The organism is Neoroseomonas oryzicola (assembly GCF_012163135.1).
Lineage (GTDB): Bacteria > Pseudomonadota > Alphaproteobacteria > Acetobacterales > Acetobacteraceae > Neoroseomonas > Neoroseomonas oryzicola.
The window spans coordinates 16,517-28,291 of record NZ_JAAVUP010000002.1; the positions used below are offsets into that span (position 1 = coordinate 16,517).

General features: G+C 71.8%; 11 protein-coding genes. 6 read left to right on the top strand and 5 right to left on the bottom strand.

All coding sequences use genetic code 11. The features are described 5' to 3' along the window. Positions 1–40 precede the first annotated feature (40 nt). Both GWK15_RS06535 and GWK15_RS06540 read left to right on the top strand, forming a co-directional pair. A complete protein-coding gene (locus GWK15_RS06535; protein WP_168040352.1) occupies positions 41–763 on the top strand; it encodes a carbonic anhydrase in 723 nt (240 codons plus the stop codon). Positions 764–780: 17 nt separating this feature from the next. Beyond that, positions 781–1,767: a cyclase family protein gene (locus GWK15_RS06540; RefSeq protein ID WP_168040354.1), complete on the top strand. Its 987-nt coding sequence runs from the start codon at positions 781–783 to the stop codon at positions 1,765–1,767. On the opposite strand, the gene GWK15_RS06545 is transcribed toward GWK15_RS06540, so the two are convergent. After that, positions 1,764–2,168 (bottom strand): ketosteroid isomerase-related protein, encoded by a 405-nt coding sequence (locus GWK15_RS06545; RefSeq protein ID WP_245211495.1) that lies wholly within the window; start codon positions 2,166–2,168, stop codon positions 1,764–1,766. The genes GWK15_RS06540 and GWK15_RS06545 overlap by 4 nt on opposite strands. An 81-nt stretch (positions 2,169–2,249) precedes the next feature. Between GWK15_RS06545 and GWK15_RS06550 the strand changes: the two genes are divergently transcribed. From GWK15_RS06550 to ppdK, 3 genes are read left to right on the top strand one after another with little or no spacing between them, the layout of a single operon-like run. Beyond that, the gene (locus tag GWK15_RS06550; RefSeq protein ID WP_168040358.1) at positions 2,250–3,119 is read left to right on the top strand and encodes a glycine--tRNA ligase subunit alpha; all 870 of its coding nucleotides are present in this window, start codon (positions 2,250–2,252) and stop codon (positions 3,117–3,119) included. Beyond that, positions 3,112–5,442, top strand: a complete 2,331-nt coding sequence (gene glyS, locus GWK15_RS06555) for a glycine--tRNA ligase subunit beta (protein WP_168040360.1) — start codon at positions 3,112–3,114, stop codon at positions 5,440–5,442. Before GWK15_RS06550 ends, glyS begins: the two co-directional genes overlap by 8 nt. A gap of 13 nt (positions 5,443–5,455) precedes the next feature. Continuing rightward, the gene (gene ppdK / locus GWK15_RS06560; RefSeq protein WP_168040362.1) at positions 5,456–8,128 is read left to right on the top strand and encodes a pyruvate, phosphate dikinase; all 2,673 of its coding nucleotides are present in this window, start codon (positions 5,456–5,458) and stop codon (positions 8,126–8,128) included. A gap of 240 nt (positions 8,129–8,368) precedes the next feature. Here ppdK and GWK15_RS06565 read toward each other — a convergent pair whose 3' ends face one another. Both GWK15_RS06565 and GWK15_RS06570 read right to left on the bottom strand, forming a co-directional pair. Further along, complete coding sequence (locus GWK15_RS06565) at positions 8,369–9,175, bottom strand: hypothetical protein (RefSeq protein WP_168040364.1); 807 nt, start codon at positions 9,173–9,175, stop codon at positions 8,369–8,371. 26 nt (positions 9,176–9,201) lie between these two features. After that, positions 9,202–9,963, bottom strand: a complete 762-nt coding sequence (locus tag GWK15_RS06570) for a polysaccharide deacetylase family protein (protein WP_168040366.1) — start codon at positions 9,961–9,963, stop codon at positions 9,202–9,204. Between the two features lie 49 nt (positions 9,964–10,012). Here GWK15_RS06570 and GWK15_RS06575 point away from each other — a divergent pair, with 49 nt between their 5' ends. Further along, positions 10,013–10,456, top strand: a complete 444-nt coding sequence (locus GWK15_RS06575) for a GNAT family N-acetyltransferase (protein ID WP_168040368.1) — start codon at positions 10,013–10,015, stop codon at positions 10,454–10,456. On the opposite strand, the gene GWK15_RS26535 is transcribed toward GWK15_RS06575, so the two are convergent. Both GWK15_RS26535 and ygfZ read right to left on the bottom strand, forming a co-directional pair. Further along, positions 10,453–10,908, bottom strand: a complete 456-nt coding sequence (locus tag GWK15_RS26535) for a methyltransferase (protein ID WP_168040370.1) — start codon at positions 10,906–10,908, stop codon at positions 10,453–10,455. The two genes, GWK15_RS06575 and GWK15_RS26535, sit on opposite strands and share 4 nt — an antisense overlap. Then, positions 10,905–11,729, bottom strand: a complete 825-nt coding sequence (ygfZ, locus tag GWK15_RS06585; protein ID WP_168040372.1) for a CAF17-like 4Fe-4S cluster assembly/insertion protein YgfZ — start codon at positions 11,727–11,729, stop codon at positions 10,905–10,907. The genes GWK15_RS26535 and ygfZ overlap by 4 nt, the downstream gene beginning before the upstream one ends. Positions 11,730–11,775: the final 46 nt, after the last annotated feature.

Here is an 11,775-nt window from a genome sequence, read left to right on the forward strand (position 1 = left end):
ACGCCCCGGGGAACAAGGGGGCGGAGGATCCGGGAACGCCATGACCGAGACGCTCGATCACCTCTTCGACCGGAACCTGGAATGGGCGGAGCGCAAGACGCGCGAGGATCCGACCTTCTTCCGCCGCCAGTCGGAACAGCAGGCGCCGGCCTATCTCTGGATCGGCTGTTCCGACAGCCGCGTCACCGCGAACGACGTACTGGGCCTCGATCCGGGGGAGGTCTTCGTCCACCGCAACATCGCGAATGTCGTGCACACCAGCGACCTCAACATCCTCTCGGTGCTCGAATACGCGATCGACACGCTCGGCGTGCGCCATGTGATCGTGGCCGGTCATTACGGCTGCGGCGGGGTGCAGCGGGCGATGGTGGACCGGCGCGGGGCGCTGGTGGACCATTGGCTGCAGCCGCTCTCGATGTTCTTCCGCAAGCACCGCGCCGTCTTCGATGCCATGCCCGACGACCGGCACCGCTTCGAACGGCTCTGCGAGATCAACATCGAGATGCAGGTCCGCCGCGTGGCCGCGACACCGATCGTCGAGAATGCCTGGGCGCGCGGCGCGGAACTGCACCTGCATGGCTGGATCTACGGCATGCATGACGGGCTGCTGCGCGACCTCGGGCCGCATGTCTCCTCGATCGCCGAGCGCGATTCGCTGCCCTCGATCGACACCTGCGTCCATCGGCGCGCCGAACCGGTCAGCGCGCTGCGTCGCCATGCGATCTCCGCTTTCGGCGGGGCGCCCTGCTGCGGCGGGCAATGACGCGCTAGCATGGCGGCATGACCACGCCGCCCCGCTACGACGACCTGCCCCGACCCGCCGATGATCCGACCGGCTTGCCGCTCTCCTGGGGCGTCTGGGGTCCCGGCGACCAGGTCGGCACGCTCAACCGCATTACCGATGCGACCGTCGCCGCGGCGCGGGAGGAGATCCGCGACGGCCGCCGCTTCAACCTGAACCTGCCGCTGGACGAGCCCTTCGGCCTGGCGCTGGACGGCGCGCATCGCCGCCGCGCCGCACCGCACCCGGTCATGGTGGCCGAGGAACATCCCGGCCGCGTCACCCGCGACGACCGCCTCGACGGCTTCTGGCTGCAGGCGAGCACGCAATGGGACGGCCTCAGCCACTTCGCCGACCCGACCCACGGCTTCTACAACCATGCCCCGCTGTCCTCGATCGTGCACGGGGCGGACAGCCGCAACGGGATCGACAAGGCGCTGGCGCACGGCATCGCCGGGCGCTGCGTGCTGGCAGACCTGGCGCGCCACTTCGCCCGCACGGGGCGCGACTGGGGGGCGATGGGCGGCCGGCGCGCGACGGCCGAGGACCTCGCCGCCTGCCTCGCCGCCCAGGGCGTGGCGCTGCGGCCGGGGGACATCCTGCTGGTGCGCACCGGCTGGCTCGCGGCCTTCCGCGCCGCGCCCGACGCCGCTGCCCGCCACCTGCTGATCCAGGGGGAGGGCGGGGCGCGCGACTATTCGGGCCTCGACGGCAATGAGCCGATGTGGCGGTTCCTCTGGGATGCCGGCATCGCTGCGGTGGCGGCCGACAACCCGACGGTCGAGGCCTGGCCGATCTTCCCCTGGAAGCCGGCGCTGCACCTCGCCATCGCGCGGCTCGGCCTGTGCCTGGGCGAGTTCTTCGACCTCGAAGCCCTCGCCGCCGACAGCGCGGCGAGCGGGCGCTTCACCGCCTTCTTCACCGCCGCGCCGCTGAACCTGCGCGGCGGCATCGGCAGCCCGGGGAACGCGCTCGCGATCCGCTAGCCAACCACCTGCCGGATCCAGTCCTGCAGGTTGTAGTGCATCGTCACCCGCGCGATCCGGCCGTCCCGGATGTCGTAGAAGGCCCCGGCCGGCAGGCGGTAGCGCTGGCCGGCCGCCGGGGGCAGGCCCTCATCGGTCGCGAGGTATTCGCCCTCGACGATGAATTCCGCGCCCGCGCGGGTGCCGGTCGGTTCCGCCATCACCACGATGTCCACCAGGCGTTCCCGGTAGCAGCGATCCATCCGCGCCATGAAGGCGGCGAAGGCGTCGCGCCCGACCTCCCGGCCGCCCTGGTTCACGTCATGGGCGACATCCTCGGTGAGCAGGGCCAGCATCGCCGGGCGATCCCCCCGGTTGAAGGCGTCGAGGTGGGCGCGGATCAGGTCTGCGGCGGTATCCAAGGCGGTTTCCTTGCCGGTTGAAGGTCTGGCGCCTATAGGTGCGCCGCAACACAGCCCCGCGCCAGACCCCCCGGATTGCCCATGCCGCAGAAGCCCCCGAGCTTCCAGGACATCATCCTGCGCCTCCATCGCTTCTGGTCGGAGAAGGGCTGCGTCATCCTCCAGCCCTACGACATGGAAGTCGGCGCGGGCACCTTCCACCCGGCGACCACGCTGCGCGCCCTCGGCCCCAAGCCCTGGAAGGCGGCCTATGTGCAGCCCTCCCGCCGGCCCTCGGACGGGCGCTACGGCGAGAACCCGAACCGGCTGCAGCACTACTACCAGTACCAGGTCATCCTGAAGCCGAGCCCGGCCGAACCGCAGGGCCTGCTGATCGAATCCTACCGGGCGCTGGGCATCGACCCGTCCCTGCACGACATCCGTTTCGTCGAGGATGATTGGGAAAGCCCCACCCTCGGTGCCTGGGGCCTGGGCTGGGAGGTCTGGTGCGACGGGATGGAGGTGACCCAGTTCACCTACTTCCAGCAGGTCGGCGGCATCGCCTGCGAGCGGCCCTCGGCGGAGCTCACCTACGGCCTCGAGCGCCTCGCGATGTACATCCAGGGCGTGGAGAACGTGTACGACCTCGCCTTCAACGACGACGGCGTGAAGTATGGCGAGGTCTTCCTCCGCGCCGAGCGTGAGTACTCCGCCCACAATTTTGAGCACGCCGACGTGGCCATGCTGTTCCGCCATTTCGAGGATGCGGAGAAGGAGTGCGCTGCGCTGCTCGAGCGCGGCCTGGCGTTGCCGGCCTATGACCAGTGCATCAAGGCAAGCCATCGCTTCAACCTGCTCGACGCGCGGGGCGCGATCAGCGTGACGGAACGCGCCGCCTATATCGGCCGCGTGCGCAACCTGGCGAAGGGGTGCTGCGAGTCCTGGCTCGCGGGGGAGACGGCTGGTGCCTGAACTGCTGCTGGAACTGTTCTCCGAGGAAATCCCGGCGCGCATGCAGGCGCGCGCGGCCGAGGACCTTTCCCGCCTGTTCGCCGAACGCTGCGCCGCGCTGGTCGAGGCGCCGCCCGTCACCTTCCATGGCCCCCGCCGCATCGGCCTGTCCGCCCTGCTGCGCGCCTCGGTCACCACCGAGGGCAAGGAGGAACGCGGGCCCCGCATCGGCGCCCCCGACCAGGCGCTGGACGGCTTCCTGCGCAAGCACGGCGCGACGCGGGATGCGCTGAAGCAGGAAGGCCAGTTCTGGGTCCTGTCCAAGCCGGGCGAGACGGTCGAGGCCCGCGCCCTCGTCGCCGCCGCCATCCCGGCGATCATCCGCGCCTTCCCCTGGCCCAAGTCGATGCGCTGGGGCGGGTCCTCGCCGATGCCGTGGGTGCGGCCGCTCAAGCGCATCCTGTGCGTGCTGGACGGCGCCGTGGTGCCCTTCGACCTGCGCGCCGGCGAGGATGACGGGCATGGCCTCGCCTCGGGCAACGAGACCGAGGGCCACCGCATCATGGCTCCCGGCGCCTTCGCCGTGCGCGGCCTGACCGACTACCAGGAAGGCCTGCGCGAGCGCCGCGTGGTGCTGGACGCGGCCGAGCGCGCGCGCGAGATCCGCGACGGCATCGCGGCGCTGGCCGCCGCCGAGGGCCTGACGGTGGTGCCGGACGAAGGCCTGGTGACCGAGGTCGCCGGCCTGGTCGAATGGCCTGTCCCGCTGCTGGGGCGCATCGACGACGCCTTCATGGACCTCCCGCCCGAGGTCATGCGCACGACGATGCGCGTGAACCAGCGCTACTTCGCGCTGCGCCAGGCGGACGGGTCCGCCGCGCCGCGCTTCGCGCTGGTGGCCAACATCCTGGCCCCCGATGGCGGAGCGGCGATCGTCGCGGGCAATGAGCGCGTGCTGCGCGCGCGCCTGTCGGATGCACGGTTCTTCTGGGACCTCGACCGCAAGCAGTCGCTGGAATCCTTCCTGCCGAAGCTCGATTCCGTGGTGTTCCACGCGAAGCTCGGCACGCAGGGGCAGCGTGTCGCGCGGCTCGAACGCCTGGCGCGGATCATCGCGGCGAAGCTGGGCGCAGATCCGGACGATGCCGCCCGCGCGGCGCGGCTGGCCAAGGCCGACCTGGCCTCCGGCATGGTGGGCGAGTTCCCCGAACTCCAGGGCGTGATGGGCCGCTACTACGCCCTCGGCCAGGGCGAGAAGCCCGCGGTCGCCGAGGCGATCGCCGCGCATTACCGCCCGCTCGGCCCGGGGGACGAGGTGCCGGCCGAGCCGGTGGCGATCGCGGTCGCGCTCGCCGACAAGCTCGATCAGCTCGCCGGCTTCTTCGCCGTGGGCGAGAAGCCGACCGGATCCGGCGACCCCTTCGCGTTGCGCCGCGCCGCCCTCGGCATCATCCGCATCGTGCGCGAGAACGGGCTGCGGCTCGCCCTGCGGCACCTGCTGGAAGAGGCGATGGCGGGCTACGTCGGCCAATGGCGCCACTCCCCCTGGATCGCCGCCGATCCGAAGCAGGTCGCTCCGCTGGTCGAGAACCGCGACGTCCGCCACGAATTGCTCGAGACCGCCGCCCGGCTGGAAGGCGAGGGCGTCGCCGCGAATGAGCGGATCCTGGTGCGGCTGATGGACCTCGGCCACGTGCCCGCCCTGCGCGAGCACGGCATCCCGGTCTTCGTCGTGCCCCAGACCGGCTCCTCGGGCGAGCTCACCCGGGTCTTCCGCGCGACGGACGCGGTGGAGGTGCCCAAGGCCGCCGCGCTTGGCCGCGAGCTGATGGACTTCCTCGCCGACCGCCTCCGCGTCCAGCTCCGCGCCGAGGGCACGCGCCACGACGTCGTCACCGCCGTCCTCGGCGCCGCCCCGGACGACGACCTCAACCGTCTGCTTCGCCGCGCCGATTCGGTCCGCGCCTTCGTCGAATCCGAGGCCGGGGCCAACCTGCTCGCCGCCCATCGCCGCGCGGCCAACATCCTCCGCATCGAGGAAAAGCGCGACGGCCACACTTACGATACCGGCTACGAGCACCACCTGCTCAAGGCGCATCAGGAGGAGGCGCTCGCCACCGCGCTGGAAGCGGCCGCCGCCCGGATCGAGCTCGACCTCTCGGCCGAGGATTTCGAACGCGCGATGGAGGCCATGGCCACCCTGCGCGCCCCGGTGGATGCCTTCTTCGACAAGGTGATCGTCAACGATCCCGCGCCGGAACTTCGCCGCAATCGCCTGAAACTACTCGCTCGCCTCCGCGCCACGATGGACGCGGTGGCGGATTTCTCGAAGATCGAAGCCTGAGGGGGAGCCCCCGATGACGCAGTGGGTCTACAGCTTTGGCGCCGGCCGCAATGAGGGTCGCGCCGACATGCGCAACCTGCTTGGCGGCAAGGGGGCGAACCTGGCCGAGATGGCCTCGATCGGCCTTCCGGTGCCGCCCGGCTTCACGATCACGACCGAGGTCTGCACCTGGTACTACCAGAACGGCGAGACCTACCCCTCGGACCTCGAGGCGCAGGTGAAGGCCGGCCTCGCCCGCGTCGAGGAAGCCGTCGGGACGAAGTTCGGCGACAACCACAAGCCGCTGCTCGTCTCCGTCCGCTCCGGCGCCCGCGTCTCCATGCCCGGCATGATGGACACGGTGCTGAACCTCGGCCTGAACGACGCGACGGTCGAAGGGCTGGTGACCGCCTCGGGCGACGCCCGCTTCGCCTGGGACAGCTACCGCCGCTTCATCCAGATGTACGGCTCGGTCGTCCTCGGCGTGGATCACCACCGCTTCGAGGAAATCATCGAGAACGAGAAGCTCGACACCGGCAAGATCGAGGACACCGAGCTCACCGCCTCCGAATGGCACCGCGTCGTGCACGGCTACAAGGAGATGGTCCGCGAGGTCACCGGCAAGCCCTTCCCGCAGGATCCGTGGGAACAGCTCTGGGGCGCGATCGGCGCGGTGTTCTCCTCCTGGCAGAACCAGCGCGCGATCACCTATCGCCGACTGCACGACATCCCCTCCGAATGGGGCACCGCGGTCAACGTCCAGGCCATGGTCTTCGGCAACATGGGCGAGGATTGCGCGACGGGCGTCTGCTTCACGCGCGACCCGTCGACCGGCGAGAACATCTTCTACGGCGAGTACCTGATCAACGCGCAGGGCGAGGACGTCGTCGCCGGCATCCGCACCCCGCAGCCCATGTCCGAGGCCCGCGCCAAGCCGGGCGAGCGCAGCATGGAAGCCGCCATGCCCGCCGCCTACGCGGAACTGGTGAAGGTGCGCGAGACGCTCGAGCGTCACTACCGCGACATGCAGGACATCGAGTTCACGGTCCAGTCGAACAAGCTCTACATGCTGCAGACGCGCAACGGGAAGCGCACCGCGGCCGCGTCGCTGAAGATCGCTGTCGACATGGCGCGCGAAGGGCTGATCGACCACACCGAAGCCGTGAAGCGCGTGAACCCCGCAGCACTTGACCAGCTGCTGCACCCGACCCTGGATCCCAAGGCGCCGCGCAAGATCCTGGCGAAGGGCCTGCCGGCCTCCCCCGGCGCGGCCTCGGGCATCGTCGTCTTCTCGGCCGATGAGGCGGAAGCCCGCGCGCAGAAAGGCGAGGCCGTCATCCTCGTGCGCATCGAGACCTCGCCCGAGGACATCCACGGCATGCATGCCGCCAAGGGCATCCTGACCACGCGCGGCGGCATGACCAGCCACGCGGCCGTCGTCGCCCGCGGCATGGGCCGGCCCTGCGTCGCCGGCTGCGGCGGCGTGTCGGTCGACTACAACAACCAGGTCCTCTCGGCCGGCGGCGTGCAGGTGCGCGGCGGCGAGGTGCTGACGATCGATGGCGGCACCGGCGAGGTCTTCGTCGGCCCGGTCGCCATGATCGAACCGCAGCTGTCGGGCGACTTCGCCACGCTGATGGGCTGGGCGGACGAGGTGCGGCGGCTCAAGGTCCGCGCCAACGCCGAAACCCCGCTCGACGCCGAGACCGCGCGCAAGTTCGGCGCCGAGGGCATCGGCCTCTGCCGCACCGAGCACATGTTCTTCGACCCCGAGCGCATCGGCGCTGTGCGGCAGATGATCATGGCCGAGACGGTCGAAGGCCGCCGTGCGGCGCTCGCGCGCCTGCTGCCCTTCCAGCGGCAGGACTTCGTCGAGCTTTTCCGCATCATGGCGGGCCTGCCGGTGACGATCCGCCTGCTCGATCCGCCGCTGCACGAATTCCTGCCGCACACCGACTACGAGATCGCGGAGGTCGCATCCTCCCTCGGCACCGATGTCGAGGCGATGCGCCGCCGCGCGCAGGAGCTTTCGGAAGCCAACCCGATGCTCGGCCATCGTGGCTGCCGGCTCGGCATCTCCTTCCCCGAGATCTACGAGATGCAGGCCCGCGCGATCTTCGAGGCCGCCTGCCAGATCGGCAAGGAGACCCACAAGGCGCCGCATCCGGAGATCATGATCCCGCTGGTGGCGACGCGCCGCGAGCTCGAGATCACCCGTGCGCAGGTCGACCGCATCGCGCAGGACGTCTTCGCCGAGACGAAGTACCACGTCGAATACAGCGTCGGGACGATGATCGAGCTGCCGCGCGCCGCGCTCACCGCGGACGCGATCGCGGACACCGCCGACTTCTTCTCCTTCGGCACCAACGACCTGACGCAGACCACCTTCGGCCTGTCCCGCGACGACGCCGGCAAGTTCCTGCCGCTGTATGTCGAGAAGGGCATCTTCCCGAAGGACCCCTTCGTTTCGATCGACCCGGACGGCGTCGGCGCCCTTGTGAAGATCGCCTCCGAGAAGGGGCGCCGGGTGAAGCCGGACCTCAAGCTCGGCATCTGCGGCGAACACGGCGGCGACCCGTCCTCGATCCACTTCTGCGAAAGCGTCGGCCTCGACTACGTGTCCTGCTCGCCCTACCGCGTGCCGGTGGCGCGCCTGGCGGCGGCGCAGGCGGCGCTCGCGGGCGGCGGGGCGGATCGGACGGCATAAGGCGGCGTGCGGGGGAGGGCGCGGCCCTCCCCCGGACCCCCACCCGCCAAAGGCCGAAGGGCCTTTGGAAACCGTTTGATTGATCGGGGATTTCGGGGAGGGGGCACACGCGCGTTTCCGGCGCGAAGGGCGCACCATGCCCCCCCCCCGAAAACCCCGACCAAGTCCTGGTGTCCAGAGGCCTTTCGGCCTCTGGTGGGGTGAGGTCCGGAGAGGGGCAAGGCCCCCCTCCCCAGCCCCCTACGCCGCCGGACCCCCCCCCCCCCCGGTGGCCCCGTTCCCCCGCCGGTCGCTGGCGTAGGCGACCTCGGCGAAGCCGCGCAGCCGGGCCTCGATGCTGGCGAAGGCTGCGCGCTGCGCGGGTGGGACCGGGGCGTCGGGCGTTTCGGTGCGGTGGGCGATGTAGCGCGCGAGCATGCCCGGACCGCGCCGGTGCGCCGCGGCAACCAGGCCGCCTTCGGTGATCGGGATGGGGGCGCCGTCCAGCCCGGTGACGGTGGTGCCCGCCGCGCCAAGCGTACCGAGCCGCTCCAGGATCACCTCCTGTCGTGCAAGGAAGGCGGACAGCGCCGCCTCCTGCACCGCGGGGCTGGCGAGGAAACTGGCCTCGTCCGTCACGCCTTGGGCGGTGGCGATGTCGGTCCAGCGGCCCTCGGCGTCGGTCCAGCCGATGTCGCGCAGCGCGACCGGGACGAACTGATAGCGGCCGAGCGCGCCGGAACTGGGGTTGCGCAGGCCGTAGCCGTCCTCGGCGTGCTCGGCGCTGCGCTCGGCCTCGGCGATGCGCTGGCGGAACTCGGCGTTGCGCAGCCCGTCCCAGGGGCGCAGCGCGGCGTCCTGCGTCACGGGACGTGCGACCACCGGCGTGGCGGCGGGTGCGGGCGCGCGGGCGATGGCTGGCTGGAGGGCCGGGCGCGCCGGGCTGGGCGTCGCGGGCGGCTGCGCCCGGGCGAGGGCGGGCTTGAAATCCCGGTGCTTCGGCGCCCGCGCCGGCGGGGCGGCGGATGCCGGTGGTCCGGCCGGTCGGGGGGCGGTCGGGCTCGTCATGGCCGGCATATCCTGCCGGGTGCCCGTCAACGGGTGGTGAAGGCCGTCTCCTGCGCGGTGTCGAGCCAGGCGAAGGCGTAGCCGCGCGCCTTGAGCTGCGCGACGCCCTCGATGACGCCCGGGCCGCTCGGCCGGTCGGGGCGGTTGGTGTGGGCGATGATGACGTCCCCGTCCCGCGCCGCGGCGATGCGCCGGGCGACGGCGGCGGCGGGCAGGGAGGCGCCTTCGTCCCCGTTCACCGAATACCCGGCGATGCGCAGATCCATGGCGCGGATCGCCTCGATCGCCGCGGGGCTGTAGAGCGCGGTCGCGCCGCGATACCAGCCCGGCGCCGGCGCGCCCGTCGCCGCGATGGCCGAGGCGCCGCCGGAGACCTCGTGGCGCACCGCCTCGATCGTGCCGGCCACCGGCAGCCCGAACAGCCGGCCGGTGCCCAGGATCGCCGGCACGTGCCGGTCCCCGTGGTTCTGCAGGGCGAACAGGTCCCGCCGGTCGCGCAGCAGCGCGACGGTCGAGGGGTTGGCGCGGATCCAGCGCGCCGTCGCGAAGACGGTCGCCGGGATGCCGAGGTTCAGCAGCCCGCCGATCACCCGCATGTCCGCCGCGCCCGAGCAGGCGTCGATCGTCAGCGCGACCCGCGGCGCCGCCCCCGCCGCCGGCAGGCGCAGGCCGGGCGAGACATGGTCCGCCGCCGTCGCGCCGCCGGGCCGCACGGCGCCCGCGACGGCGGCGCAGAGCAGCGCGCGGCGGGCGACGGAGGGTGGGCAGCAGCGACAGGGGTCCGGCATGACGTGCGGGACGTAGCATCCCGGCGCTTGCCGGCCGATGATCCGCTGCGTGACGAATCCTTCAGATGCGGCGGGGCCGCCCGGCGCGGTCCTGACGCTCGACCCCGATCCGCCGGGCGAATTCCGCGCCGAGCTCGCGCGCCACATCCACGCCTTCCACGGGCAGACCGTGCCCTACGCCGTGCGCCGCTTCGGCGTTGCGCTGCGGGATGCCGATGGACGGCTGCTCGCCGGCTTCTCCGGTGTCATGTCCTGGGGGTGGTTGTTCGTCGAGGCGGTGTGGGTGGATACCTCCCTGCGCGGCCAGGGTGCCGGGCGCCGCCTGATGGCGCGCGCCGAGGCCCATGCCCGCGCCGAAGGCTGCCATTCCGCCTGGCTCGACACCTTCCAGGCCGAGGCCTTCTACCTGGCGCTGGGCTACGAACGCTTCGGCCTGCTCGAGGATTATCCCGCCGGCCAGTCCCGGGCCTTCCTGCGCAAGCGGCTCGCCTAGACCCAGCGCCGCACCCGTCCCCGATACGCTTCGTAGGCCGCCCCGAAGCGCGTCGCGAGGTAGGCCTCCTCCTTCGCTACCACCAGCCGATCCAGCACCAGGTGGCTCGCCACCACCGCGACCCAGCCCCAGAGGTCGCCCCAGCGCAGCGCGAAACCGGCCACGCCCAGGATGAAGCCGAGATAGATCGGGTTGCGGCTGAACCGGAACGGGCCGGTCTCGACCATCCGCGTGTCGGGCTTGTCGGGCCGCGGGTCGTTGCCGGCCTTCAGCATCACCAGCAGCGCCCAGCCGATCAGCGCGATGGCCGCGAAGATGACCAGGGAGCCGAATTCGGGCAGAGGCGGGCCGATCCGCACCGGCACGATGCGTTCCAGCCCCCAGGCCACGGCCAACAGCGCCGCGACCATCACCGGCGGTGGGATGCGCACGCCGGGGCCGTGGTCGCTCACGCCTCCTCGCGGGCCGGCAGGCGCATCCAGGCGGCGATGCGGGGGACTAGGCGCGCCTCGCCCGCCGTGAAGGGGGCGCGGTCCAGCGCATCGATCCGCAGCAGCGCGATGCCGGTCCCGTCGCGGCCGGAGCGCATCTCACCGACCTCGGCGCCCGCGGGATCCGTGACAATCGTCCCACGCGGGGGCAGGGGCCCCTCGACCGCGACCGGCACCAGCCGTCGCTTGATCAGCCCGCGATAGCGCGTCCGCGCCGTCAGCTCCTGGCCCATGTAGCAGCCCTTGGACCAGGACACGCCGTGCAGCTCGTCGAAGCCGGCCTCGAGCAGCACGGACTTCTCGCGCTCCATGTCGCGCGACCCGTCCGGCAGGCCGAGCGCGAGGCGATGGCGGTCGTAGTCCTCGGCCGTCGCGTCGGTTGCGAGCGGCGCACGGGACAGCACCCGCCAGCCCGCCTCGGGCAGTCGCGGATCGGGCACCACGACGTCACCCGCAGCCGGCGCCGTGCCCCAGGCGGCATGGACGTGCCAATCCTCGGACGCATCGCGCAGCGTCACCTTCGACCGCAGCCGGAATCGCCCGAGCCGCGTGGCGAGGTCCGCGACCTGCGCGCGCTCGGCGTCCAGCAGGAAGGCGTCCTCGGTCGCGACGACGAAGAAATCCGCGAGCCACTTGCCCTGCGGCGTCAGCAGTGCGCTCCAGGCCACCTGGCCCGGGGCGAGGTGGGTCACGTCGTTGGAAACGAGGCCCTGCAGGAAGGCGGCCCGGTCCGGGCCGGCGACCTCCAGCACGCCCCGGTCGGGGAGGATGGCGACACTCATGACGTGTCAGGTGTGCCGGATCGGCCACGGCTGCAACCTCCCCCCC